Origin of the sequence: Rhodococcus jostii RHA1 (assembly GCF_000014565.1) — a bacterium.
GTDB lineage: Bacteria > Actinomycetota > Actinomycetes > Mycobacteriales > Mycobacteriaceae > Rhodococcus_F > Rhodococcus_F jostii_A.
This window is the reverse complement of record NC_008269.1, coordinates 797,952-824,213: the sequence shown is the minus strand read 5'-3', so window position 1 is coordinate 824,213 and position 26,262 is coordinate 797,952. Positions and strand designations below refer to the sequence as shown.

Here is a 26,262-nt window from a genome sequence, read left to right as displayed (position 1 = left end):
CGTCAGGTCGTTGTCGCGCTACAACGTTGGGGCTCCATGACAATTTGTGGGCTCAGCGCCCGCGGTTTCGGCCAGGAGACCCGGCGCTTCGACTGGCGCAATCTTTATCGGCGTTACGCTATAGCCGGTGGGCGCCGCCTGATTATTCGCCGATCCGCTCCGCAACCCATGCCGCGATCTGTGTCCGGGATGTGAAACCTAGTTTTGCCAGGATGTGCTCCACATGGCTTTGGACAGTCCGGGGTGAAATCACCAGGCGGTCGGCGATGGCCTGATTGGTCAGGCCTTCGGCAATCAGGTCGGCGACTTGGCGTTCTCGTTTGGTCAGTCGCACCGACCTGTCGACGACGGGAGCATCAGAGGCGTTGAGGGGTTGCTCGTGGAGGGCGTAGGCGATTGCCGCATCGAAGCTGAGGCGTTGGCCTTTGCGGTGTGCCGTTTCGAAGGCTTTGGCTCCAATTAGCCGTCGAGTTCTCTGATCGCATTCATCGTGGTAGACAGAGAGATCCGAAAATACCACCGCAGAGCTACCCATCGACCGCGCCAGCTCTGCTGCCGACCCCATCAGTACCGCAGCCCGCGGTGGGTCGAGCTGCTCGCATGCGATCCAGGCCAGCGCCTCGAGGCATGAGGTGGCCACGCGGGGGCTGTGCACCTGCCGCGACAGCTTCAACGACTGCTCGAGGAGTCGGACCGCGCGATCGGCATCACCCTGTCTCCACACGGCAATGGCCAAGGCCCACAGCGAAAGTGAACGGTACAATCTATCGCCAAACGCTTCGGTGATTGCGAGTACACGCTCATGACACTCGATCGACTCCTCCGTCATTCCGCCCAGTCCGAAGGCCAACCCCAACGGGTACAAGGCGCCTATTTCAAGCGTTGAATACCCCTGTCCGCTGAACTCCGCAGCGGCAGCCCTGAGGTAGGAGCAGGCGCGCGGGAGATCACCGCTGTAGAGGGCAAGCATGCCGTCAGCGTCGTCGACGAGAGCCCGCATCATGGGGTCGTCGTTCTGCGCGGTCAACGCGCGCCCCTTCTCCACGAGCGCGGCAGCCGACTGGAGGTCAGCCTGTACATTCGCCATCGCGCTGGCGCAATAGAGGGCCTTGATCCACTCGAGCGTTGGGGGGCCGGTCTGGCGGGCAAGTAATTGGTCGAGCCAGCGACGCCCCTCACTGTAAAGACCCTGCGAAGCCCAGAATACGTAAAGAGCGGAGGCGGCGCGCAGTCCGGCGGCGGGGTCGTCGTCGATGCTGAATTCGAGGGCCTCCCGCAGGTTCGGTTGTTCCCGCTTCAACCGGGCGATCCAGTCGAGCTGGCGCGTGCTGATCCACTCGGCTTCCGATTCGAGCGCCAACGCCTCGTACCAGTCCCGGTGGCGGCGACGCAAAGCGATGTCCTCACCGGTCTGCTCGAGTTTCTCGTAGCCGTATTCGCGGAGGGTCTCGAGCATCCGGAACCGCACCACCGACCCGTGCTCCTCCCGGATCAGGATCGACTTCTCCACCAACGACGTCAGCGTGTCCAGTAACTTGTCCGGGGCCAGATCGCCGCCGCACACCCGCTCCGCCGCATCGAGTTCGAAGCTCCCCGCGAACACCGCCAGCCGACCCCACACCAGTTGCTCTTCGGCGGTACATAATTCGAAGCTCCAGTCGATACACAACCGCAGGGTCTGTTGCCGGCTCGGCGCACCCCGGCTGCCGCGGGTCAGCAGGGCGTAGCGGTCGGTGAGCCGCCCAAGGATCTGCTCGGGCGACATCGCCCGCAGCCGAGCCGCAGCCAATTCGATCGGCAACGGTAACCCATCGAGCCGGTGGCAGATCCCCGCCACCGTCGCCGCGTTCTCCTCGGTGAGCGCGAAGCCGGGAACGACGGCACCGGCGCGTTCGGCGAACAGGATCACCGCATCGTACTTGGGTAACCCCCGCAACGACGGCCGTCCTTCTGGATCCGGGACGGCCAACGGGGGTACCCGCAGCACCGCCTCTCCGCGGATGGCCAGGGGCTCGCGGCTGGTGGCGAGGATCCTCAGCCCAGGGCATACCCGCAACAGGATCTCGGCCAGTTCCGCAGCCACGTCGACCATGTGCTCGCAGTTGTCCAGCACCAACAACAGTTCGCGCGGTACGAGGAACTCGATCAGGACGTCCCGCAGCGGCCTCGCCGAGTGGTCCCGTACCCCCACGGCGGCGGCCACCGCGTCGACCAGCGAGGAACCGTCGCGCAGTTCACCCAACTCGACTAGTCGCACACCGTCGGCGTACTCGCGCTGCGTACTCGACGCGACCCGCATCGCCAGCCGGGTCTTGCCGACACCTCCGATGCCGGTCAACGTCACGAGTCTGGACCGGGCCAGCAGGTTCTTCGACTCGGTGAGCTCGTGGCGGCGGCCGATAAAACTTGTCATCTCCAGAGGGAGCATTCCCGTCGTGCCGAGCCCCGAGGGAGCCGGGGATCTTCGTTCACCGCGCGATGTCAGTGGCTGGCCCGGTTCGGCGCGCAGGGCCATCTCGTCGACCGGGAAGCCGTGATGACGTTGGAGCTGTCCCAGTTCCTCACCGAAGTCGGCGGCGCTGGCCGGCCGCTGACCTGGTTCGCGGGACATCGCGCGGGCAATCGTGCCGGACACATCCTCGGGAATCCCCTGCTCCCGCAGGTCCGGCACCTCCTGTGTGGTGATCCGCAGGAACTGTGCGACCACCTGCTCGCCGCTGCGACGTTCGAACGCGGCGTGACCGGTGAGGGCACTAAATAGGGTGGCACCGAGGCCATAGATGTCGGCGGCCGGGCTCGGCGGATCACCCCTGAGCACCTCCGGAGCGGTGTAGGCAGGTGACCCGGTGACGGCGCCGGTGACGGTCTCGAAACCTCCGCTGATGTGCGCGATGCCGAAATCGGTCAACTCTGGCTCGCCGTACTCGGTGAGCAGGATGTTCGCGGGTTTGACGTCGCGATGCAGGATTCCGAGACGGTGTGCAGACTCGACCGCACCGGCCATCTTCACCCCGAGCCGTAAGGCCTCGCCCAACGGCAGCGGCCCGTCGCGGCGGATCCGCGCGTCCAAGGAATCTTGTGGGTGAAAGGGCATCACGATGAACGGACGGCCGCTGTCGGTGGCGCCGACCTGCAGGACGTTGACGATGTTCGGGTGCCCGGTCAGCCGGCCCATCGCCCGCTGTTCCCGGAAGAAGCGGGCCCGGTTCTCGTCGTCGAGTTCGACGGTGAGCACCTTCACCGCCACCGTGCGCTCGAGGTCTGCCTGAGTGCAGCGGTAGACGACGCCGAAGCCGCCGCGACCGATCTCCTGGGCGTCATCGAAGCCGATGTCAGCCAGCTCCGCGGCCGGCGAGGGCGGGTACCGCTGCGTATCGAGCGGATCACCTGCACCCATCGGACGGTCTACTCACTGCCGTCGGGCTTTGGTTCCCGCGCGCTGGTCCCGACGGCACGACCAGCGGACATTCACCCGTGGACTCACCTCGCGATGGGCGTGCCCTCCTCAAGGATATCGCCACGTTGATTGGTCACGTGGCTAAATTTAATGTCGCTGTCGGACCCATCACTATCGACGTGCCCCGTAGCAGGGCGAGCGGCCATTGGACCCTCCGAGAGACAGGGCGCCTCACGAACCGTATCGAACTGGATCGAGGCCGCGAGCAGGTGCGTCCCGCCGGCCATTCGGCGTGATCCACGGATTGAAGCGGAGCGCTTGTTTCAGTAAGCCCTTCTTCGGATTTGAAGTTAAGGTCGATGAGGATCTAGACATCAGGACCGGCACCATTGTCGTGCACTTCCAGAAGGCGCACCACTTTCGAATCAGGTGGACACCGATCAGGCGACGCCGGCTAATCGCCTGCCGCGTAAGTCCCGCCCGCACGATCATCGGGCATCGTAGGGACTCAGTTGTGCGTTAGCCCGCGAGCAGCACGCCGACCAGCGCGATCGATGCGACCCACACGGTGGAGATGCCCGCGAGCACGAAGGGTCGTGCACCGACCTTCTTGATCGTCGCGATCTGGACACCGGCGCCGAGGGCGAACATCGCGGCGGTGAGGAGACCGGTCTGCACGATCTTGGCCTCGGCGAGCAGGCCCGCGGGCAGCAGGCCGGACGACCGCAGGCCGACGCAGACGAGGAACGCGAGGACGAAGAGCGGGACGAGCGGGGGCCGCTTCACGTCGGCGTCGGTGCCGGCGAGCTTGCGCTGGCGCACGCTGAGGACGGCCATGACCGGGGCGAGCATGAGGACTCGCGCGAGTTTGACGACCGCGGCGACGCCGAGGGCGGCACCGCCGATCGCGCCGCCCGCGGCGACGACCTGCGCGACCTCGTGGATGGACCCGCCCGCCCACAGGCCGGCGTCGGTGTCGGAGAGTCCCAGCGCCCGCGACAGCAGCGGGATCGCGGGGATCATGAGGGTGCCGAAGATGACGACGAGCGCGACCGCGGTGATCACCTCTTCCTCGTCGGCGTCGACGACACCGTCCACGGCCGCCACGGCGGCCGCACCGCAGATCGAGAATCCGCAGGCGATGAGCAGGCGCTGGGTCCAGCTGAGGCCGAGCAGTTTGCCCGCGAACATCGTTCCCACGATGCCGAGACAGACGATCGAGACGACCACGACGATGACGCCCCAGCCCAGTCCGAGGATGTCGCTCAGCATCAACTGGAGTCCGAGGAGGGCGATGCCCACCCGCAACAGCTTCTTCGCGGAGAACTGCAGTCCCGGGCGCAGGCGTTCGGGCAGATGCACGACGTTCGACAGAACGGCGCCGAGCACGATGGCGATGAGCAGCGGACTCACCGTCGGAAGGAACCGGCCGACACCCATGGCGACGGCGGTGGCGACGGCGCACAGCGCCAGACCCGGCAGGAGAGTGGCCGTGGCGGTCTGCAGTCGCGGCAGCGTTGCCGGGCTCTCGACGCGCTGTTCCTCGGACTTCGATTCGCTCAGTTGACTACTCATGGATCCACGGTCCGTCATTGCGACCGTCTCCGGTAGCCGTCATCTCGACATATACACATATCAATGTGATATGTCTTGCGCCGGGGTCATATACTCGATACATGTCCCGCAGATGGCCCGAGTTCCCCGTTCTCGAGTTGCTCGTGGGCGTCGACGACCACGGAAGCCTCAGCGCTGCCGCCAGACTCGCCGGAATGGCGCAGCCGAATGCGAGTCGCGCCATCAAGCAACTCGAGCGCCAGTTCGGCATGACACTGTTGCAGCGCAGCCCGACGGGCTCGATACTGACACCGCAGGGAACCGTGATCGCGCACTGGGCGCGCCGGGTGCTCTCCGACACGCGCCGGCTGCTCGACGTGGCCGAGGGACTGCGCGCGGAACGCGCCGCCGAGTTGACGGTGGGTGCCAGCATGACGGTTGCGGAACACCTGATGCCGGGGTGGCTGGGGCAGTTTCGCCGTTTGCACTCCGACGTGACCATCCACCTGCAGGTACACAACTCGACTCAGGTGTTCGAGCGGATCAACAGCAGGATCTGCGACGTCGGGTTCGTCGAATCGCCGACGGTGCCCCGACCGCTGAAGAGTCTCACGGTCGCGCGTGACCGGCTGGTCGTCGTCGTTCACCCCACCCATCCGTGGGCACGGCGACGGAAGGCGCTGACCGTCGCCGAGTTGGCGCTCACACCGCTCCTGGCCCGCGAGCCGGGATCCGGCACGCGAACCACCCTCGACGTGGCATTGCAGGAATACGACCGGGCGGCACCACTTCTCGAACTGGGCAGCGCCGCCGCGATTCGCACCAGCGTGCTGGCCGGAGTCGGTCCCGCGGTGATGAGCACCCTCGCGGTGGCGGAACAGGTCGGCGCCGGAGAGCTGAAGGTGATCGACGTCGACGGCCTCGAACTCGACAGGGTGCTGCGCGCCGTGTGGCGCGGCACCCGTCAACTCGACGGTCCCGCAGGCGAACTGGTACGCCTGATTCGCCGCGCAAACGCGTTGTAAGGTCCCCATCTCGGCCTGCTGGGCTCACCCGGTGGCTGAATGGCGACCGGACGCCCCTTCCCGTATCCGGCCGAGGGCCGCCTTCCGTGCACCGGCAACGTGAGTCCGTGCGGCTTGCCGTGCCGCTGCTTGGTCGCCTGCGAGGAGCGCATCAAGAATCCGCTGGTGGTCCGCGCGGGAACGCTCCAGACGCCCCGGGACTTGCAGCGTCGTCTCCATGCCGCGGGAGAGTATCTCGTGCAGGACGCCTTGTGTGCGGGCGAGGAATCGATTCCCGGCCGCTTCGACGATGCGCATGTGAAAGGCTGCGTCGAGGGCCTGCAGATGACGCCAGTCGATGTTCGGTTCGAGACTGGCAGCGTTGAGAGCTTCATACGCTTCGGACACTTTTTCGAGCCTGGCCGTGTCACCGTTACGCGCCGCCCAGGCTGCGGCGGGTAACTCCAACACTTCGCGCATGTCGAAAAGTTCCTCGATATCGACTTCCTCGGCGTAGAGGGCCTCACGCAGGTTACGAGTGGTCTCCGGGTCTGCGACGAACACTCCGGACCCGTGCCGGACGTCCACTCTGCCCTGCGCCTTCAATGAGCGGAGCGCCTCTCGGAGCGAGGGCCTACTGGCTCCGAGCATGGCAGCCAACTCACGCTCGGGAGGGAGTCGGTCACCGGGGCGAAGTTGGTCTGTCGCGATCACATCGAGAATGCGTCTCGCGATGAGGTCCGAGACACGCCCCCGCTGAAGCGACTCCCAAATTTCTTCAGCTGCCATGGAGATCCCCTTCTCGAAATGTTGGTAAGACCACTTTACCTCCTTCAGTGAGACTTTTCCTTTCCTTCGCCCTTGCGTCGCGAGTCGCACCGTGCCAGACTCGCCTGAGAGGTAAGACCTCTTGCCGAAAAAGGAGGACATATGAAAAACGCAACTCGAGCGCCGGACTTCCTCGCGCACCACGACGGCGACGTCGTCGCAGTTGCAGTGCGCGATCTCGAGCCCGGTGCTGCCGAAGGTGGATATCTTCGCGGGCCGGAATCGGTCAGCCTCGAACTTCTAGATCCAATCCCTCTGGGACACAAGGTCGCTTTGGTTGATCTCGAAGCCGGCCAGGACGTCATCGAGTACGGACTCCGTGTGGGCGTGACCACCGAGAAGATCACCCGCGGCTCATACGTCCATGTACACAACATTAGGAGCGCACGGTGGCAAAACAGCATCGCCTGACCGGATACCGCCGAGAGAACGGCACCGTCGGTATCCGCAACTACACAGTCATTCTGCCACTGGACGACCTGTCCAATGCGGCCGCCGAAGCGGTAGCCAAGGTGGTGCCCGGAACACTCGCTCTTCCGCACGCATATGGCCGCCTTCAATTCGGCCCGGACCTCGACCTGACATTCCGCACCCTGATCGGGACCGGTTGCAACGCCAACGTGGCTTCGGTCGTGGTTATCGGCATCGAGCCGAACTGGACAGACCGAGTCGTTCAAGGAATCGCCAAGACCGGCAAGAAGGTTCAGGGATTCTCCATCGAGCGTCACGGAGATCTCGAGACGATCGCGAAGGCCTCGCGTGTCGCCGCCCAATTCCTTCAGGACGACTCAGAGAAGCACCGTGAGCCGGTGGAACGCAGTGAGATCGTTCTCTCGGTCAAGTGTGGCGAATCTGATACCACCAGTGGGCTCGGATCGTGCCCGACCACTTCGGAAGCAGTCGACCGCTGGGTAGACGCCGGCGGAACGGTCTTCTTCGGTGAAACCACCGAGTTGACCGGAGGCGAACACCTGATCGCTGATCGGTGTATCAACGACACTGTGCGCGATAAGTTTCAGTTCATATACGACGACTACATCGCGATGGTCGAGCGGACCGGGGCGAACCTGCTCGGTTCGCAGCCCACTCAGGGCAACATCCGAGGTGGATTGTCGACGATCGAGGAGAAGGCGATGGGAAACATCGCCAAGACAGGCACGAAACCGGTAGTTGGTGCGCTGGCCGCCGCTGAGGCACCAACGTCAGGGCCGGGACTGTACTTCATGGACACTTCGTCCGCGGCCGCAGAATGCATCACGCTCATGGCCGCCGCAGGAGCTGTCGTGCATCTGTTCCCTACGGGGCAGGGCAACATTATCGGTAACCCGATCGAACCGGTGATCAAGCTGACCGCGAATCCGGCTACCGCCGAGACCATGAGTGAACACATGGATCTTGACTGCTCGGGTCTGCTCCGCCGCGAGTACGACCTCACTGCGGCCGGTGACCAACTCATGGCGGTCATCGATCGGACCACCAACGGACGACTCACCTGCGCTGAGGCGCTGGGCCACCGCGAATTCGTGATGACCCGTCTGTACCCGAGCGCGTGACCCTGTGGCCGGGGCGGGGGGCGGCGCCCGCCCCGGCCACTCAGAGAGGGATTCACCGTTCATGGCGAATACATCGAGCATTTTCATCGACGGTACGTGGCACGATCCCTCCGCGCAAAAGGATGTGCTGAACCCTGTGACAGGGTCAGTCGTGGGCGGATCGGCTATGGCGGTCGAGCAGAAGCGATCGCCGCGGTAGTCGTGCTTCCGCGGGGGCGGACACCTGCACTGCAACGCGCAGACCTGCTCGACATGCCGTGACAGGTCCGCATTCGATGGGCAGCGCCTCAGACCTGATCATGTACGCCCACCCCACTCCGGAACAACATAGCTGCACTATCGCGAAGCCCGTAGGGTCCGTACTAAGGGAGCAATGAGATGTCAGGTTCGCATTCGACGGGCGAGGCAATAATCATCGGATCCGCTCGCGACGTCCCCAACCTGGTCAACTCGGGTATCGCGAAAGGCGGGCTCGCTGTCATGCTCGTTCGCCACCGCTACATGGACGAGTCCCCCTCCCGGGCGGCCCACCAGGGAGATCTTGATCTGCCCGCGGCGATTCTACAGAAGTCCTACGGCCTACAAGGCCAGCTCGACCCGGACGCTCCAAGAGAGCTACCTTTCAGCGACAAACCAACGTTCGGCGATTTCCGCAGACGGTTCACGGCGTGCCCACACGGCGCGGTGGCCCAGCCCCTGCTCGTGGCCTTCGTCTTCGCTCACGTCGCCGGCCCCGGGGCGCAGGGAATGTCGACCCCCCGCTCCCCGACCTCGCTGCGCGAAGTCGGCTCTGGATTCAGCCAAACGCTGCTGCGGATCGGGTCGACCACTGCCCTGCTCTTCTTCCCGATCCTGGGTGCCCAGCTAGGAACCGGCGTCTATTTGGTCGTGGCGCTCGCACCGACCTTGGGGCTGTTCATCTTGATCCTGAACCGATGGAAACCCATCAGACAAGACGCCGACGCCGATAACAATTCGGCTCCCCAAATCAACCCATCCAACTCATCAGCCACCACCGAAGCTGTCGGCGCTACCCGGTCTGCCACGACCGGTGGCCAGGCGGCCGGTCGGCCACTCAGCAAGGAGATGCAATGACCACCAGCACGAAGGTTGCCTTCATCGGAGTCGGGAAGATGGGCGGAGCGCTCGCTCGCCGTCTGGCTACCGGGGGATACGACGTCCGGGTCTTCGACCTCAACGACGCAGCCGTCAACGACTGTGTCCAGGTCGGCGCTGTCGCCGCCGCATCCGCAATCGACGCGGTGGCTGGAGCGGATGTCGTGTTCACCAGCCTCCCGCTCCCTGAGCACGTCCTGTCCATGTGGCGCGAGGTGGCGCCGCACCTCTCCGATTCGGCGATTGCGGTGGATGTCTCGACGGTCGATCCCACCACAGCACGCACCACAGCCGACCTTCTCGAGGGCTTGGGCCACGGCTTTGTCTCCTGCGCCCTGGGTAAGACTCCCGCCGCCGCCGAGAGCGGTGATATTCCGCTGTTCGTTGGGGGATCAGCGTCCGCGCTCACTCAGTTGCAGCCGCTGTTGGACCGGATCGGCCAGCAGACCTACGACTTCGGCTCCCCCGAGGGGGCTGCCATGTTCAAGCTGATCTCGAACTTGATCGGGATGACCAATCTCGCTGTGCTTGCCGAGGGATACGTGCTTGCACGCAGTGTCGACATCACTCCGGAAATGTTCGCCGCCGCCCTCAAGGACACCGGGGCATGTTCGTTCCAGTCGGACGTGCGGCTGCCGTGGATCATCGACAACGACTACACCGCACGATTCGGTGTCCGGCTTGCCGCCAAGGATGTGCGACTTGCAGTCGACGCCGCCGCGCGTTCCGGTGTTCCGACACCTGTTGCTGCACAGGGTCTTGCTCAACTCGTCTCCGCTATCGCTCACGGCTACGGTGACGAGGACGTCATCGCTGTGGCCAAGGTCCTCGACCCGAGCGCAACCCTGCTCAACTCGTCGGAGACAGACAATGTCTGACATTGACGGAATGATCGACGCGGTTATCACCGAGGACGTGTGGGGGCGAGCGTTCAACGATCTGGGCACATCACGCTCGATTCTGCGCGCACCCCACGCGTGGCAAGACCGGGAGAAGCTGCTCGAGCTGGGCTCGAGATCCCGGGCACTTGTGGTCCGCAATCGGACCCAAGTCGATCGCCAGCTGATCGAAGCGTGTCCGTCCCTGCGGGTCATCGCCCGCGCCGGGGTCGGCCTGGACAATATCGACGTCAAGTGCGCCAACGAAGCCGGGGTCGTGGTGGTGGCCCCCCTGGGCGCCAACGCGATCAGCGTTGCTGAACACACGATCGGGATGGCTCTCGCCGCGGTGCGTCGCACCGTCGAACTCGATGCCGACTGCCGTCGAGGTGGCTGGGAGCGTACCCCTGGGCGAGAACTTCACGGCGGTGTGTGGGGACTGCTGGGGGCTGGAGCAACCGGACGGGCCTGCGCCCGCCTCGCCCGCAGCCTCGGCATGTCGATCGTTGCCTATGACCCGTTTGCCGATGCCGAGAAATTGGCGCAGGAAGGGATCGAACTGGTGGAGCATCCTGCGCTGGTCGCAGCGAGGGCGGATGTGATGTCGTGCCACCTTCCGGCGACCCGCGGGACCGCTCACCTCATCAACGGTGAACTCCTCACTGTCATGAAACCCACAGCTGTGCTGGTCAACGTCGGACGCGGTGAAGTAGTCGATGAGAACGCGCTGGCCGATGCTCTCGAAACCGGTCGCCTCGCGGCCGCAGCACTCGATGTCCGGGAAGTAGAACCCCCACTCCCCGGGCGTTTAGAGAAACTCGGCAACGTGATTCTCACCCCGCACATCGCAGGAATCACGACCCATAGCCAGGACCGAATCATCGAGGTGCTTGCTGACAACATCGCGGCAGTGCTCGACAACCGCAGCGCCACCGCGGCGGTCGGAACACTCCGAGAGGCCCGCTCATGATCGACACCGCAGAAGCAGCCGTCGCCCTGGCCACAGACCTCCTGGCCGCGGCCGGGCTCGACCGCACCCGGGCAGCGACAACCGCGGAATGCATCGTGCAGGCTGACCTGTGGGGCATCGGCTCTCACGGTCTGCTGCGCCTGCCCTATTACCTCGAACGAATGCAGGCAGGCGGATACCCCCCGGAGGCCGACCTCGTCACGGTCAGCGACACCGGTCCCGTGGTCGCACTGGACGGTGGCGGCGGTCTGGGGCACTGGCAGCTCTGGCGTGCGGCCGAGCTCGCTGCCGAACGCTGCGCCACGTACGGTGTCGCGGCGGTATCGGTCGGCAATTCCGGTCACTGCGGAGCCCTCGGCATCTACACCCGCGCCGCGATCGACACAGGTTACATCGCACTCACCTTTTCGAACGGACCCGCTGTGATGCCGCCGTGGGGTGGCAACAAGCCGTTGCTGTCGACATCGCCGATCGCCGCGGGCATACCCTCCAGACCCACCCCGGCCATCATCGACCTCGCCACCAGCGCGGTCGCACGGGGAAAGATCGCGGCCCACGCCCAGAACGGCGATCAACTTCCCGATGGGTGGGCACTGGACGCACACGGAGAGCCGACGACCGACCCACAGGCCGCACTGCGCGGCATGCTGTCCCCGCTGGGCGGAGCCAAGGGATTCGCCCTTGCCTTCCTGGTCGAGGCACTCGCCGGCGGTGCGGTCGGCCCGCACCTCTCGGTGGACGTCCCCGACATGTTCGACGACTCCGACGCCAAACATCCGCAGCGGATCGGTCACCTCATCGTGACGGTCGACCCTGCCCGCCTCGGCAGCAGCGGCAACGGGGCCCAGGAGCGAATCGACAGGCTGGCGAATCTTGTGGGTGAGCACGGAGGTCGACTCCCAGGCGCCCGCCGGTCTGCTATCGGCGACCTTCCCGCCAACACTCCGCTCGCCCTCGGCACGACCACGGTCGACCAGTTGATCGGATGGGCGGGGCGTTTGGGGGTCGTAATTGCCCCCAGCACCGACCAGCCGGTCATGAGCTGAAACGCAGCCCGGTCGCAGTGTCGACAGAGTTGGCCGGGCAATGGTTGTCGCTAGGGGGTCCAACCACCATTGGACTCCAGGTCCTGTCGCCAACCGTGACGATTACGATCCGCGACGTCCGTGCCTCAGAGCTGGAACGGTCGCGTTGTTCCCGTACGAGGAGCGGAACGCAATCAGCTCCGTGAGGCGAGGAACTCTGCGGTAATGCTCTCCGACAAAACACCTCTCGCCGGTACAACGCTGGGGGAAGTACATCACGTTGCTGCGCCCGCGTCGCAGACTTCGTTACCAGTAAGGCCGCGCCCCGAGTCGCGGCCGGAAAGGCACTTAGTCATGACCTCCACCACTGCCACCGTTACTTCGCGTCATCGGGTGGCGGTGATCGGGTCCGGGTTCGGCGGGTTGTTCGCAACCAAGGCGTTGCGGCGTGCGAAGGTGGACGTGACGGTCATCGACCGCACTACCCATCATCTGTTCCAGCCGTTGTTGTACCAGGTCGCAACCGGCATTCTCTCTGAAGGTGAGATCGCCCCGTCGACCCGGATGGTCCTCAAGGACCAACCCAACGCCACCGTCGTGTTAGGCGAGGTCACTACCCTCGACCTGAGCGCTCGCACGGTGACTTCCGTCCAGGACGGGCGCCCGACGGTCACCGAGTACGACAGCCTGATCGTCTCCGCCGGCGCCCAGCAGTCCTACTTCGGCAACGACCACTTCGCCGAGCACGCTCCCGGTATGAAGACCATCGACGACGCCCTCGAACTGCGCGGCCGGATCCTCGCTGCGTTCGACCACGCCGAACTCGCCACGGACCCCGACGAGCGAGCGAAGCTCCTGACTTTCGTCGTCGTCGGGGCGGGCCCAACCGGCGTCGAAATGGCCGGACAGCTCACCGAACTCGCCCACCGCACTCTCGTCGGCGCCTATCGCAACTTCGACACCCGCGACGCCCGGATCATCCTGGTTGACGCCGCCGCGACCGTACTGCCACCGTTTGGGACCAATCTCGGGACGAAAGCAGCCGCGGTTCTCGAGAAACTCGGCGTGGAGATCCGGCTCGGCAGCACGGTCACCGACGTCGACGCCGACGGACTCACCGTCCGCGATACAGCGGGCGAGAATCACCGCATCGATGCGGTCTGCAAGGTGTGGTCTGCTGGCGTGGCAGCGAGCCCTTTGGGTGCGCAGCTCGCCGAGCAGGCCGGCGCCGAACTCGACCGCGCCGGCCGTATCGCCGTTGAAGAAGACCTCACTGTGCCCGGGCACCCGAATGTCTTCGTCGTCGGCGACATGATGTCTCGCGACCGCCTCCCCGGTGTCGCCCAGGTCGCGATCCAGGGTGGCTGCTATGCCGCCAAGCAGATCACCTACCAGGTCAAAGCCCTGGCCGAAGACCGCCCGGTACCCGATCGAACCCCCTTCCGCTATCGCGATAAAGGCTCGATGGCCATTATCGCCCGCTTCAAAGCCGTCACCAAGATCGGCAGGCTAGAACTCACCGGATTCCTCGCTTGGGTCCTCTGGCTGGCCGTGCACGTGGTTTATGTCGTCGGGTTCCGCAGCCGCCTCGCGACCCTGCTGTCGTGGACCTGGACACTTCTTGGCAGCTGGCGCGGCCAACTGACCAGCACCCACCAGCAGATCACCGCCCGCAATGCCATTGCCTATCTGCATTATCTCGAACGCCGCATCGAGGACACCGACACCGAGGTCGCGCAAGCGAGCTGACGGGTTGCATTGTGGATGCTACCGACGACTTTCTGGCGTTCGCGCTGAAGTGGCGGCACTAGGGTGGGTGGATCAGCAGAGGACATCCTCCTCGAATTCGGGCTTCGCCGAATACGTCCCGGCGCCTGCAGACACGATTGGCAGGTGGTGCTGCCGACACCCTGCCGCCGCAGATCGTGCGAGGACTCCGCTGCCGCACCCCGACTGGGTGCGTTACTTCAGGGACTGATGTAGACGGTGCGCTCTGCTGTCATGCCTGATACCCGACCGGAAGGACACCCGAAAGATGACACGGCTCACCCCTCAGCTTCCGGCGCCCCTCAGTCGCTTGTGGGAGTGGCAGCTTCACGCTCGGTGCCGAAACATGAACGGGGATCTGTTCTTTCCCCGAGAAGGCGAAGGCAAGGGTGCTCGGATCCGGCGCGAACGTGTCGCCAAACAGATCTGCGCGGCATGCCCGGTCAGGCGTGAATGCCACGATCACGCCATCACGGCCGATGAAGCATTCGGAGTCTGGGGCGGCACCTCCGCGTCCGAGAGGCGTCTTCTCACCACTGAATCCGATCAAGTCGCTTCGTCTGGACCGGGATCGAGGACTCACCTGCCTCGAGGATCGTCAGCACAGTGGGCACGCCGATTCCGCGGACTCGCATCACCCAATATGTAGGGGACATGCTGGTTCCCGCTCGACTCGACGAGCTTGGCTGCAACATAGGGCGCGGTGCCGCCTACCGGCGCCGCCCAGGAGACACTGCGACGACTCGTTGGCGGAGAGGCACCAGCATCCGTCGGTTGCCGATGCGCTCTCGCATCACGAGTTCGTTAATTTGATCGGATTCCCGAAGTGGCCGCCATGCAACGCCAGTACCTTCCTGCCGAATCGTACCGTTGGTCGCCGTGGGGTACACGATGACGGAGAAGATCCTCGGCCGTACCTGCGACAGCGAAACGGTACGTGCCGGCGAACCGCTCGACGACGACAGACTGCAGCAGCTCGATGCGACACATTCTACCTGCGTATCTTGCAGGCCACCGGAAATAGGCTGCTGGAGTACGCCCCTGGGGCCGAACGAGCTGCTGCGGATCGGCATCCAGACCACGCTGGCGATCGAAGGGCGTGCGGAACAGTCGCGGCAGGAGCGCCAGCTGATCCTGGACGCCCTGTTCGCGGGCGACTCCGCAGGGGTGGGGAGAGCAGCGGGCAACCACGTCAAGAGTGCAGGGCGGACCGCGCACCGATCGAGGTCGTCACAGGAAAAGACCGTCACCCCTGGGGAAGCAGATAGCCGGGGTGATCAGCCGACCATCGCACGGACCGCCTGTGCCGACAAGACAACACCACTGGCCACGATCACCGTGAAGGTGAGCCGCCGAAAAAAGGCGTAGGGCATCCTCGGGCCAAGTGCGATGCCGAGAAGGTTGCCCGCCAGTCCGATAGGAACCCAGATGACTAGGGCAGACCACACCCAGCTCGAGGGTGCCTGGCCGGACTGGGAGAGGATCAGCAGGGTCAAGATGTTGCCGATGACGAAGTAGACCGCCAGGTCCGCCACCATGCTGCGCGCAGTCGCCCGGTCACCGGTCAGGAGCAGGGCTGGAGGCACGCCGTTGAGGCTGGTGGTCACGCCGAGAAATCCTCCCAGCCATCCCGCCACCACAACCACGGCAGGGGGCGACTTCCGCGGTTCCCGCTTGATACCGCCTCTGGCGATGAAGTACACCGCCACCAAGGTCACCACTCCAGCAGACAGCTTAATCACCTCGGTGTCGAGGCGACCCCGTGTGAGCACACCGAGAAGCACGCCGGGCACGCAGCCCAACAGGAGCAGCCGAGCCCTCCCCCAGCTCACGTCCGCATACCTGCGAGCGACGATGCTCAGTCGGCCCGCCAGGTCGATCACCAGGTTGACGACGATGACGTCGACGAGAGGCACTCCGATCAGGAGCAGCAGGGGCAGGGCTACGAGCCCGTAGGCGAAGCCGACGACCCCTCCCACAAACTGGGCCGAGAGGACTACCAGAGCGCCGAGAACCAGCAGAGTGGGATCAGCCACGATCATCCCTTGTCACCCAGGCCGCGGAACGTTCCGACGGCGCCGCGTCGGCGCGCGAGGCTCTGACGTCCGGCTCGCGCGCCGCTGCGGCATTCGCCAGCCCACGGTGCGCCATCCACAGCGCCAGTTCCGCGGTCATTATGTCCATTTCAGATCTCCACCCTCCAGAGAATGCTCGGGCCGGAACGAGACACCGCAGCCCTCCTGGTCAGTGGTCTGACCTCTGGTGAGGTTAGACGTGGCCTTCGGTCACTGTCAATTCGGATACTGCCCGTCGGGCACCCTGACGTTAGGGTGTCTCGCAATCAACCCCCAGCCTTACCGAACTCGTTGCGGGACCGCGGCGATGGGCCGCGGGCCCGCACGAGCTGTGGGTTAGCAGTCAAAAGGCGGGTACGGGTCGCGACCAGTTCCTCGGCTGGTGACCCTCTTGATCGTGCCGATTTGGGCCATTAAGTCCGCGAAGTTGCCGAAACCTTTTGCTTGTCCGCGAACTCGACGTCAGGGGCATAACCTTTCCTCTGGGTCGCTCGCGGAGTCCTCTCCACCCAGGATCCTGGTTGAGGACCTCGGCTGCGCGCCAGGGTTCCCTACTGAAGACGCGGATACTTCGTTCGCCGCTGCAAGAAGTGCAGCAACGCTGGCAGACGCGTTAGCTTCGGCTCTGCGCCGAGGACAACCCGAGCGCCATGTAGCGGACTTCTTCGAAGTCTCGCAGGCCCTCCTCTGCCCCTTCCCTGCCGAGTCCGGACTGTTTGGTGCCACCCATCGGGGCGAAACACACGGTAGGCAGGGCCTCGTTGACGCCGACAATGCCCACGTCGAGGTTCTCGGCCATCCGCCAGATCCGCGACTGGTCACGAGTGTAGATATATCCGGCCAGCCCCATTTCGGTGGAGTTAGCTCGCGCGAGTACTTCCTGATCGCTCTCGAACGGGAAGATCGCGGCAGCGGGCCCGAAGACCTCCTCCCGGGCCAGCGCCACGTGCTCAGGCACATTGACAAGCAGGGTGGGTGCCACGAACGCCGGTCCGGGGAGCTCGACATCGCGGGTAATCTTTTTCGCTCCCGCGGCCACAGCTTCCTGGATCATCGCGTTTATCGCTTGCGCGCGCTCTGCGTCGATGCAGGCAGCAAGGTCGGGCACCTCGTCGGCCAACCCGTCGCCGATCGTCATGGCATCCACCGCCGCAGAGAAGCGGGAGGTGAATTCATCGAAGATCGAGTTATGAATGAAGAACCGGTTCGCTCCAATACAGGACTGACCGGTGTTCCGGAACTTGGCCAGCATCGCTCCCTCCACAGCGGCGTCGAGGTCGGCGTCGTCGAACACGATGAATGGGGCGTCTCCACCGAGCTCGAGCAATGGCCGCAGCACCCGCGAACTGGCTTTCGCCATGATCGAACGACCCACAGTGGTGGATCCCGTGAACGACACGACCCGTACGGCCGGGTGGTCGAGGAAGGCGTCGGTAATCTCTGCGGCCGGCCCATGGACCAGGTTGACCACGCCGGCGGGCAGGCCTGCATCGGTCAGGCAACGGATCATCTCGGTGACCGCCAGTGGTGCCTTCTCCGACACTCGTGAGGCTGCCCCCTTGGAGTGGACACCCCTGACAATGGTTCTAGGAGAGCCAGGAGGGATGTCGAGGTGGGACGCCAGTCTCTGTACACGGAGGAATTCCGGAAAGACGCGGTCGCGTTGTACCGCGCGGCCGACGGTAAACGCACGTACGCGGATGTGGCCGCGGATGTGGGCGTCAGTGGCGAGACGCTACGGACGTGGGTCCGCAAGGACACCGCCGCCCGTAACGCGCGCTCGCAGGACCGCAGTACCGGCGCCGACGGGACCGAGGCGGACGAGCTCGCGCGGCTGCGCGCGGAGAACGCGCGGCTGCGCGGTGCGGAAAAGGAATGGCAGCTCGAACGCGAGATTCTGCGCCGGGCAGCCGCGTATTTCGCAAAGGAGGTGAAGTGAAGACCCGCCGCTGGGACTTCATCTCCGACCATCGCGCCGAGTTCGGCGTGCAGCGGCTGTGCCGGGCGCTCGGGACCTCCCGTTCCGCCTACTACAAGCACCTGATCACGGAGCCGGCCCGAATCGAGCGGCAGGCCGAGGAAGCCGCGACAGTCGCCGAGATCCGCGCAATCCATACCGAGCACCGGAGCGCCTACGGCGCCCCGCGGGTTCACGCCGAACTCCGCTCCCGCGGACGCAAGATCAACCGCAAACGGGTGACCCGGCTGATGCGAATCCACCACGTGGTGGGCAGGCACCTGCGCCGCAGCAAGCGCACGACCATCGCGGACAAGTCGGCTCCGTCGGTGCCGGATCTGGTGATGCGAGACTTCACCGCTACGGCTGTCGATACCAAGTGGTGTGGGGACATCACCTACATCCCGGTGGGATCCTCGTGGTTGTTCTTGGCCACGGTGATCGACATCTGCTCACGCCGGGTGGTGGGCTGGTCGATCGCTGACCACATGCGCACCGAGCTCGTCACGGACGCGATCGAGATGGCGGTGCGCACCCGCGGTGGTGACGTCGGTGGCGTTATCTTCCACAGCGATCGCGGATCACAGTACACCGCAGCATCTTTCGTCGATGTCTGCCGCCGTCATGGGATTCAGCAAAGTCGAGGACGGGTCGGGTCAAGTTACGATAATGCTCTCGCCGAGTCGTTCTTCCAAGGACTCAAGAGGGAGTGGCTGCACGGACGGAGTTGGACGTCGAAGTCGCAGGCACGGCTGGAGCTGTTCGAGTGGCTCTCGTACTTCAATCGACGTCGCCGTCACTCCGCCCTCGGATACCTCACCCCAGTGGAGTTCGAACAACGACTCATCGCGTCGTCTACGCTGTCAGTTGCCGCATGAAATCCGGTGTCCACTCTCAAGGGGCAACCTCACTCGCGCCACCACAGTGCATCCAGCGGCTAGAGCAGGGGCAAGCTTGCGGGCCTGAATCGAGACCGGGTAATTCCACGGGGTGAGGCTGGCGACTACACCGGCAGGCCGGTGAATACTGAGATGCCGGCGATTGGCAGCTTCGTGTGCGTGGACCGCGCCGATAGGGCGGCGGACCTCTTCGGCGAACCAACGGAAGTACTCGGCGGCGAACCGAACTTCACCGATTGCTTCAGGTTTGCGTTTGCCAGCCTCGCGAGCGAGCAATGTGCCTATCTCGTCGGCTCGATCTTCGATCAGCGCTGCGGTCCGGCTCAACAGCGCCGCGCGCTCACGCACCGGGGTATCCGCCCAAGGCTGGAACGCTTCAGCCGCCGCGGTGGCAGCCTGTTCCGCCTCGGCGGCCCCGCCGAAGGTGATCTGGCCAACAACTGAGTCGTCAACGGGATTACGCACTTCGTGCACCGTCGCCATCTCGCGCCATTCGCCATTGATGAGGTTCGTTGTAGTCGCTGCCTGCGGCATGGTTGTCCTTCCCTTTACTGCCGGTTGAAAACCAATCAGACCCGGCACTTTGAATATGGACGCTGAGCACGTACTCGCGGTGGCCCGTTACCTCCGCGCAGCTGGAGCTCGAAGTGCCCCTAATCGACACGCGCCAACATAGGGAATGCAACCAGGTTTAACCGTTATACGTCAAGTATCTTGCAAATATTGGTTGATTCCCTGGTGTCTTCCACCACGATGAAGGCACTCCAGCGTGGGACGGGGACATGGAGCTCGGCGAGATACAACGCATGGCGAGGCATCGAGAAACACGAGGGTGGTCTAGTGCAGATCTGGAGCAAATACCGCTCCTGATCGCCACGGCAGCTCGTCAATGAGGCCGAAAAGAGCCCCAGTTGATGACAGAGTCGATGATTGTCATCCCGCTTGCCCCGTTAGCGCATCGGCAGTTAGAGTCTGGCCATCGTCCGCGACGGCCTGGCCAGTTCGCGTCGTCAATTTGGTTACAACGGTAGGGTTTCCGTCCGCGCTGGTCGGCGTAGGCGATCCGGTGTTGCTGATACCGTCACTGCTAGCCGTACGAATCCCGGTGCACGCTTCGACCACTTGCGGGTCGGCCAGAATCTCGGCTTCGCAGTGCACGGCACGGGCGGCGCCGAGCGGCAACCGAGATTGCTAATCGGCGTGGTCCGGTCGCTTCGCTTCCACTCCAAGACGACTGCCGTCGCAATTCTCCGGTGCATGCCGGATGCACGCCGAGTCTCTTCTCCGTCCTGATTGCGGAGAGCGTCCAGGATGCGCGAGTGCCAGGTGACCGTCCGCTTCTGAGTCACGCTCGACGCTGTTGAGTACGTCGCTACGATTACCACCCTTGGACACGATCAAGTTGTTCCAAGAGATACGGGTTGCCGCAACTGAACTGTGTGCGCCGGTGAAACTCTAGGTTCGCGGCACTGCGAAGCACCAAGGCGGCCACACCACCGCAACAGAAGACACGCGACCCGTCAGTTGCACGACACTAGACAGCCTTACCGGAGTTCAATCTGTCTGCAGCACTGAGTACCTCCGCAGCAAATGGCTGCGGAGCCTCCAACGGGGAGAAATGGCCGACACCATCGAGATAGCGCAACTCGACGTCGCTGAAAAAATCGTCCAACCTGTCCGACCACTCACGAGGAAACAACGGATCATGCTCCGGCCAGAGCACCTTTGTCGGCATACCTACGCGCCTCCCTGGCTCTGGCGTAGCTTCGGCCAGCGACGTGGCTACGGCACCCGCGCCAGCGCGGTACCAGGCGATGGAGGCCGCAAATGCACCAGGAGCCCCGTAAACGCTCACCAGGTGCTCGAGTTGATCTGAATGGACTGCGTAGTGCGGCCCCGACCAGCGGCCCCAGATGTAGGCCAGGTAGTCGCGTACAGCGTCGGGCTTGCCGTCGATGAGGCATTCAATCAGAGGCGACTGATGGAACGCCTGGTACCAGAACTCCCGCTGCGCGCTCTCGTCAAGGGCACGGCGCCCTACTCCGGGAAGGGGTGGCGCCACGACAAGTGCGCCCACGAGGTCTGGCCGACAAGTAGCTAGAGTTTGAGCCGTGCGGCTACCGATGTCATAGCCGGCGATCACAGGGCGTTCCAAGTCGAGTTCCTCAATGAGTCCCGCGATGCTGCGTGCCTGCGCTTTGGCACTGTACTGCTCGGCCGGATCGGCGTCATGCTTATCCGAAGTGCCGAACCCTCGCAGGTCGGGAATCACCACATCAAGCGACTCAGAGAGCAAGGGCACCATGTCGCGGTAGTCGGTGCGGTCTCCCGGCCAGCCATGCAGCAACACCACCGGCCAACCACTACCAGCCCTATCGTAGGTCAATCGAAACCCGTCCACAGGAGTACTTCTCATTGACGAACCCTTCGGTCAACATTTCATCCAAGCGTCTTCGACTGTGCGCGGCCACTGTTGACACCGCGTCTCCACACATTCTAGCCTATCGGACAGAGGTCTTACCACATATGCGATGACTGGTCCCGAGCGGTCGGCCAGCGCCGACTCCGGGCCTCCCCTCCTCGCACCCCCAACTCCTCGTCGGTCGGTGGTGGCCTTTCCCGCCGGAACGCAGGACCCGGCGGCGGGTGATGCGGACACGCTGGCTGTTGATGACCTTGCCCGTGTGACGAAGACACGCGGCGCGGATGAATAACGGCCGAGCCGCATGAACTTTCCACCCGCGCAACGTCTTCGCAAGTCCATGACAACGGCAAACCCCGACCTTCCGCGGTCCGAGACCCGCCACGATGTTCGACCGTGAACAGTGCAGGCATGAGCAACATTCATCTCGGATCAGGAGCCTCCGCCTCACCCAGGGCGATTCACCGACCTAATCGACCTCGCGACATTGATCACGACTCTCCTGGTGCCTCACACGAGGTTGGCAGTGGGAGGGGTATCCTTCAATTGTCAGACGGGGTCCCGGGCACTCAGTACACCGCGGTGGCTAGGGTTGATTGAGATTGTATGGTGAATCCTCGGGCCGAGCATTTAGAAAACGGGAGTCACCTACATTGGTCGTCGAGCCCAACGAACTTCACGAGCCGCGCGGATCCGTGGCTCGCGCTGCCGTCATTCTCCGTTGCCTTGTGAGCAGCCCCAATCCCCTGCGTGTCTCCGAACTTGCGGAACTCAGCGGACTGGCTTACACGACTGTACACAGAGCGCTCGGGTCGCTTCGAGCAGAAGGCCTTGTCGAGCAGGGCGGTCCAAACGGCGGATATCTGCTCGGGCCGTTGGCTGCCTTACTAGGCCAAGCGCACGCTAAGCAGATCAGCTCAGCCCTCGATGCGCATGTCGGCCCACACCTACAGATCCTCCGAGACGAATCCAAAGAGACAGCGTCCTTGGCGGTTCAGGTAGGGCGGCGATGGATGTACTCCCGCCATGTGGAAAGCATGCAGGAGATACGACGCACGCCTGAGTTAGGTCGTACTCATCCCCTCCACGCCGGCGCATCAGGGCGTGCCTTTCTCAGCTGCCTCAGTAAAGAAGAGGCAGAGGTGTTCCTCGAAGGTCCATTGGAGAAGGAGACTGGGCGCACCATGGTCGATCATGACCAATTGCTGGAAGAAATCGAACGTGTGCGCAAGCACGGCTACGCATTGGGTTTCGAAGAAACCGTGTCCGGAGCATCGGGTATCGCTGCACCGGTACGAGCTTCTCAGGGCGACGCTGTGGGCGTTCTCGTGATTTCCGGACCATCGATGCGGCTTACAGGCGATAGGCTTCTGGCGCTTGCGCCCCTCCTGCAACGTCGCGTTGCCATCCTCGAGCAGCAACTATCCGGCGCCAGTGATGACGCTCGTTGAAACTGGGTTCTGCGCACTCTTCGTGGGGTTTTGTTGTGGGGCTTGGCTGATGGGGGTCCTCCGCCGGCCGGCAACTCACGTACTCGACGAATGGGGCGAACGGGTTCGGTTCGTTTAAGCTCTCGAGGGTGTGTTCGTCGTTCAGATAAGCACGGATGGTTTTTCGATTGCGGCCGGTGTGCCGGGCGGTCGCCGAGATCGACCGACCTTGCTTGCGTAGGGCATCTACTTCGACATCGACATCGTCCTCCCATGCCAGCATGAGAAATGCGGATCTCCTTCGACTAGCTGATGTGTGGTTAGAGACCATCAGCGTCGAAGGAGACCCGCCCTCATTGGTAGAACCACCCGGGTGGGGAATTTCAGTGAGCGTTACTGGGGACTTTCAACGAACACCATCAAGCGGGCACTTTCAATCAGAACTCTCGATGGGCTCCATCACGCTGCCGACCAGATCGGCTAAACAGGCTTCACTGAGGCTCTCGACGTGGACCGAAGGACGCCGCGGCTGCGGCCAGCCCGGAGCACGCGATCGTGCATCCGCCGTGGGGTTACCGTATCGGGAATGGTCCGCTGCCAAGTAGCCATCCGCAGCGGAGTCATCGCCAGCTCGACATCCCGGGCCGTCTCGGTGTACCAGGCTGCGATCCCTGGGTGAATACACCGACGGAGAAGGTCAGTCGGGAGGGGACTCATCACGGTCCGCCCGTGCACGTCTGCTTTCTGCGGCCTCTGGCGCCCCGCGCATTGGCTTGCTCCGGCGCTATCTGTCGCCCGGGTCCTCGACATGCGAAAGGTCTGTGCCCAGCGTTTCGTGCGTGACGTAGACGAGGACGGCCGTCACCAGTGCGCAACCGGCACCAAGCGCGGCCACCGGCCAGGTCCCAGCGATGGGCACCACTGCGGTCGCGAACATTGGCACCATGCCACCGAGGATCGTAGATCCTTGGGCGCCCAGCGACAGGCCGCTGTAGCGAACCTGTGTCGGGAACAGCTCGGCGAAGAATGCCGGCAGCGCGCCCCACATGAACCACGCCGGGAGGCCGAACAGCAGCATCGCCAGCCACACCCAGCTGACCGTACCCAGGTTTGCGATCGCAATTACTGGGAATGCGAGCACCGTGAGGAGCGCCAGTCCGATGAGACAAACTGGACGGCGCCCCAACTTGTCCGACAGGGAGCCGCCGGCAATCGTCGCCGCCAGAAGCGCCAAGTTGACGAGTGTGACCCCCAGCAGTACCGCTGACCGGTCCAGTTGCAGAGTGCCCGTGGCATATGACACCAGGAAGATCCAGGTGATGTAGAAGGGGACCGTGATGCCGCCGAGGTAGATAAAGAACGTGCGTAGCACGGCCATGCGGTGGCTCTTGAACACCTCGAGCAACGGCAGCTTCACTTGCTCGCCGTTTTCCTCCATGTCCCGAAACGCGGGCGACTCCATCACCTTCAAGCGAATATAGAGGGCGAGAACCAGCAGTGCGGCGCCTAGCAGGAATGGAACGCGCCAGCCCCAGGACAGGAACGCCTGCTCGGGAAGCAGGTAAGAGAGGCCGAACAGGACGGTCGTCGCCAGGGCCTGACCGCCCGGAGCGCCGAGCTGGACAATGCTGCCCCAGAAGCCGCGGCGTTCGACTGGCGCGCACTCGACTGTCATGAGAGCCGCGCCGCCCCACTCGCCGCCCAAGCCGATGCCCTGGATAAAGCGAAGAATGACCAGGCAGACTGCCGCCCAAATACCCCATTGCTCGTACGTGGGGAGAATCCCGATGAGAAACGACCCAACCCCCATAATCGCAATAGTCCAGATCAGCATTGTTTTGCGACCGAGCCGGTCCCCGAAGTGTCCGAACAGCAAGCCGCCGATGGGCCGGGCGATGAAGCCCGCAAGGAAGGTCCCGAGTGCGGCAAGTGTCCCTGCTACTGGGGAGATTTGCGGAAAAAACAGCTGTCCAAATACCAGTACGGCGGCGAAGCCGAAAATGAAGTAGTCGTACCACTCCAGCACTGTTCCCATCATGCTCGAGATGGCGACGCGCCGCAGCGAAGACGGCTCGGGTTCATGCACCCCTACATTTTGGTCGATCGTCTCTTCTAACATGTCATGCTCCCTAGGGTCGCCTTAACCAGATGGACTTTACTGACTTGCTTGGCGGTATTGTGGGGACACAGGTCGCGGCCGCGTCGGACCCGTCGGCGGGAAGAATGGCTCCGTGGTATCGGACGCCGACCGCTCCGTCGTGTCGGTGATTGACGCTCCGGCCGCGCTTGTTTGCCCGCCGAGAACTCCTGACCTTGTGGGTGTGTACCTTGTCGCCACGCCGGGGTGTCTGTCGTGGCTGCCCCAACCGCCAGGCCATAGTCGATGACAGGCTCGCCCTCGGCGACATCCCGCAGGGCCAGCTTGTGGCCCAGCGGTACGGCATCAGCGAGGTCGACGTGCTCGGTTTGTGTACTTTCCAGATCTTCGACCGGGACCGGCCCGGTGGACAGGTCCCTCGCGCCGACAGCCACAGCGTCACCGTCGGAGTGGGCGAGAAGGTCCGGAGACTGGTTTGACATCGGGTCCCTTTGGTCAGTGGTCTTACCTTGCCCCGTTCGACTCACAGTAAGGTTGCTCACACGTGTTGTCAACGGATTGGCGTCAGCTGGTATGGAACTCGCCTCAGGCCTGCCGCCGAGACACTGCGCAAAACTCGGGTAAGGGCGCCTGACTCGTCGCATCCGGGAGGAGATCCTCCGTGTGATCAAAGGTCGCGCGCTCACACCGGGAATCCGGCCGCCGTCTGGCCGAGGTGGTTTGGGCCAACCGGCCCGGTGCGCGATGCACTGAAGTCGCTCGAGACCGAAAGGTCGGCTCCAGGTGGTGCATGACCGAGGCATTTCATCGCCGAGCCCGCGACCCGCCCACAGTCCGAGAGAGTCCCTCGTCTTGATTGAGCACGACGTGTCCTTGCTCTTCTTGATGCGCGAGTTGAAACTAGTGGCGTAGCCGTGCCGGAGTCGATATGGCGTGACGATGACCCAGCCCGCCGCCTCGGCGGCTCGGTTCAACTCTGCCCGTATCATGTTGCATGAGCGCGATTTTCGTGGCACGTGCGAACAGGATGTCGTGCATGGGCGACCTCAAATCACCGCGATGTGATCAGCGGCGGTATTCGAGCCGGCGTGCCCGACCTCAGGAGCACCGCGACCGACCCACCAGTGCCGTTCGCCATCCTCGACGAAGGCACACAACGAACTAAAACCCGTATTCCTTCCTGAAGTCGAAGTAGCGACTCCTTATCGCTATGTGCGGTTACCAGCGTGGAGTCGAGGCCGACGACCAGCTACGGTCAGGCCGGTGGCCTCTGCGGTCCGGAGCAGCAG

At 63.9% G+C, this 26,262-nt stretch carries 21 protein-coding genes and 1 pseudogene; 11 read left to right on the top strand and 11 right to left on the bottom strand.

All coding sequences use genetic code 11. The features are described from left to right. Positions 1-142: 142 nt before the first annotated feature. On the bottom strand, positions 143-3,397 hold the full coding sequence (locus RHA1_RS39505; RefSeq protein WP_011599575.1) for a protein kinase domain-containing protein: 3,255 nt from the start codon (positions 3,395-3,397) through the stop codon (positions 143-145). A 519-nt stretch (positions 3,398-3,916) separates the two neighbouring features. Beyond that, positions 3,917-4,972: a YeiH family protein gene (locus RHA1_RS39495; protein WP_041813453.1), complete on the bottom strand. Its 1,056-nt coding sequence runs from the start codon at positions 4,970-4,972 to the stop codon at positions 3,917-3,919. A gap of 101 nt (positions 4,973-5,073) precedes the next feature. Here RHA1_RS39495 and RHA1_RS39490 point away from each other — a divergent pair, with 101 nt between their 5' ends. Continuing rightward, complete coding sequence (locus RHA1_RS39490) at positions 5,074-5,976, top strand: LysR family transcriptional regulator (protein WP_011599573.1); 903 nt, start codon at positions 5,074-5,076, stop codon at positions 5,974-5,976. 24 nt (positions 5,977-6,000) lie between these two features. Here the strand turns inward: RHA1_RS39490 and RHA1_RS39485 are convergent, their stop codons facing one another. Then, entirely contained in the window at positions 6,001-6,744 is a 744-nt protein-coding gene (locus RHA1_RS39485) for a FadR/GntR family transcriptional regulator (RefSeq protein WP_011599572.1), read from the bottom strand. A 141-nt stretch (positions 6,745-6,885) separates the two neighbouring features. On the opposite strand from RHA1_RS39485, the gene RHA1_RS39480 reads away from it, so the two are divergent. The 8 genes from RHA1_RS39480 (at position 6,886) to RHA1_RS47660 (ending at position 14,741) form a co-directional block, all read left to right on the top strand. Next, positions 6,886-7,194 carry a UxaA family hydrolase gene (locus tag RHA1_RS39480; RefSeq protein ID WP_011599571.1) on the top strand — a complete coding sequence of 103 codons (309 nt, stop codon included), beginning with the start codon at positions 6,886-6,888 and terminating at the stop codon, positions 7,192-7,194. Next, positions 7,173-8,336: a UxaA family hydrolase gene (locus RHA1_RS39475; RefSeq protein WP_011599570.1), complete on the top strand. Its 1,164-nt coding sequence runs from the start codon at positions 7,173-7,175 to the stop codon at positions 8,334-8,336. Before RHA1_RS39480 ends, RHA1_RS39475 begins: the two co-directional genes overlap by 22 nt. Before the next feature lie 480 nt (positions 8,337-8,816). Next, the gene (locus RHA1_RS39470) at positions 8,817-9,431 is read left to right on the top strand and encodes an MFS transporter (RefSeq protein ID WP_148228485.1); all 615 of its coding nucleotides are present in this window, start codon (positions 8,817-8,819) and stop codon (positions 9,429-9,431) included. Continuing rightward, positions 9,428-10,330: an NAD(P)-dependent oxidoreductase gene (locus tag RHA1_RS39465; protein WP_011599568.1), complete on the top strand. Its 903-nt coding sequence runs from the start codon at positions 9,428-9,430 to the stop codon at positions 10,328-10,330. The genes RHA1_RS39470 and RHA1_RS39465 overlap by 4 nt, the downstream gene beginning before the upstream one ends. Further along, positions 10,323-11,300 carry a hydroxyacid dehydrogenase gene (locus RHA1_RS39460; RefSeq protein ID WP_011599567.1) on the top strand — a complete coding sequence of 326 codons (978 nt, stop codon included), beginning with the start codon at positions 10,323-10,325 and terminating at the stop codon, positions 11,298-11,300. Before RHA1_RS39465 ends, RHA1_RS39460 begins: the two co-directional genes overlap by 8 nt. After that, positions 11,297-12,346, top strand: a complete 1,050-nt coding sequence (locus tag RHA1_RS39455) for an Ldh family oxidoreductase (RefSeq protein WP_011599566.1) — start codon at positions 11,297-11,299, stop codon at positions 12,344-12,346. Before RHA1_RS39460 ends, RHA1_RS39455 begins: the two co-directional genes overlap by 4 nt. Before the next feature lie 333 nt (positions 12,347-12,679). Beyond that, positions 12,680-14,074 (top strand): NAD(P)/FAD-dependent oxidoreductase, encoded by a 1,395-nt coding sequence (locus RHA1_RS39450; protein ID WP_041813239.1) that lies wholly within the window; start codon positions 12,680-12,682, stop codon positions 14,072-14,074. 286 nt (positions 14,075-14,360) lie between these two features. Further along, entirely contained in the window at positions 14,361-14,741 is a 381-nt protein-coding gene (locus tag RHA1_RS47660) for a WhiB family transcriptional regulator (protein WP_011599564.1), read from the top strand. A 628-nt stretch (positions 14,742-15,369) separates the two neighbouring features. On the opposite strand, the gene RHA1_RS39445 is transcribed toward RHA1_RS47660, so the two are convergent. The 3 genes from RHA1_RS39445 to RHA1_RS39440 all read right to left on the bottom strand — a co-directional run bounded on the left by RHA1_RS39445 (position 15,370) and on the right by RHA1_RS39440 (position 17,710). Then, entirely contained in the window at positions 15,370-16,134 is a 765-nt protein-coding gene (locus tag RHA1_RS39445) for a sulfite exporter TauE/SafE family protein (RefSeq protein WP_011599562.1), read from the bottom strand. Continuing rightward, positions 16,121-16,276 (bottom strand): hypothetical protein, encoded by a 156-nt coding sequence (locus tag RHA1_RS50955; RefSeq protein WP_167540994.1) that lies wholly within the window; start codon positions 16,274-16,276, stop codon positions 16,121-16,123. The genes RHA1_RS39445 and RHA1_RS50955 overlap by 14 nt, the downstream gene beginning before the upstream one ends. A gap of 504 nt (positions 16,277-16,780) precedes the next feature. Beyond that, positions 16,781-17,710 carry an aldehyde dehydrogenase family protein gene (locus tag RHA1_RS39440; protein WP_011599561.1) on the bottom strand — a complete coding sequence of 310 codons (930 nt, stop codon included), beginning with the start codon at positions 17,708-17,710 and terminating at the stop codon, positions 16,781-16,783. A gap of 69 nt (positions 17,711-17,779) precedes the next feature. On the opposite strand from RHA1_RS39440, the gene RHA1_RS39430 reads away from it, so the two are divergent. Further along, positions 17,780-19,002 (top strand): IS3-like element ISRhosp1 family transposase gene (locus RHA1_RS39430; RefSeq protein ID WP_085996104.1). Its coding sequence is split into 2 segments (ribosomal slippage): positions 17,780-18,035 and positions 18,035-19,002, totalling 1,224 coding nucleotides; the frame shifts between segments, so codons are not numbered across the junction. Here the strand turns inward: RHA1_RS39430 and RHA1_RS47650 are convergent. Both RHA1_RS47650 and RHA1_RS39415 read right to left on the bottom strand, forming a co-directional pair. Beyond that, positions 18,988-19,557 (bottom strand): aldehyde dehydrogenase family protein, encoded by a 570-nt coding sequence (locus tag RHA1_RS47650; protein WP_011599560.1) that lies wholly within the window; start codon positions 19,555-19,557, stop codon positions 18,988-18,990. The two genes, RHA1_RS39430 and RHA1_RS47650, sit on opposite strands and share 15 nt — an antisense overlap. A gap of 1,000 nt (positions 19,558-20,557) precedes the next feature. Then, positions 20,558-21,439: an alpha/beta fold hydrolase gene (locus RHA1_RS39415; protein ID WP_011599558.1), complete on the bottom strand. Its 882-nt coding sequence runs from the start codon at positions 21,437-21,439 to the stop codon at positions 20,558-20,560. Between the two features lie 701 nt (positions 21,440-22,140). Between RHA1_RS39415 and RHA1_RS53805 the strand changes: the two genes are divergently transcribed. Then, positions 22,141-22,896 carry an IclR family transcriptional regulator gene (locus RHA1_RS53805; protein ID WP_423816307.1) on the top strand — a complete coding sequence of 252 codons (756 nt, stop codon included), beginning with the start codon at positions 22,141-22,143 and terminating at the stop codon, positions 22,894-22,896. A gap of 763 nt (positions 22,897-23,659) precedes the next feature. Here RHA1_RS53805 and RHA1_RS39410 read toward each other — a convergent pair. The 3 genes and pseudogenes from RHA1_RS39410 to RHA1_RS53800 form a co-directional block, all read right to left on the bottom strand. Further along, entirely contained in the window at positions 23,660-24,994 is a 1,335-nt protein-coding gene (locus RHA1_RS39410) for an MFS transporter (RefSeq protein WP_011599555.1), read from the bottom strand. Beyond that, on the bottom strand, positions 24,988-25,455 hold the full coding sequence (locus tag RHA1_RS54030; protein ID WP_518525576.1) for a hypothetical protein: 468 nt from the start codon (positions 25,453-25,455) through the stop codon (positions 24,988-24,990). The genes RHA1_RS39410 and RHA1_RS54030 overlap by 7 nt, the downstream gene beginning before the upstream one ends. A gap of 570 nt (positions 25,456-26,025) precedes the next feature. Continuing rightward, a pseudogene (locus RHA1_RS53800) lies at positions 26,026-26,222 on the bottom strand (IS1380 family transposase); the annotation flags it as partial. Positions 26,223-26,262: the final 40 nt, after the last annotated feature.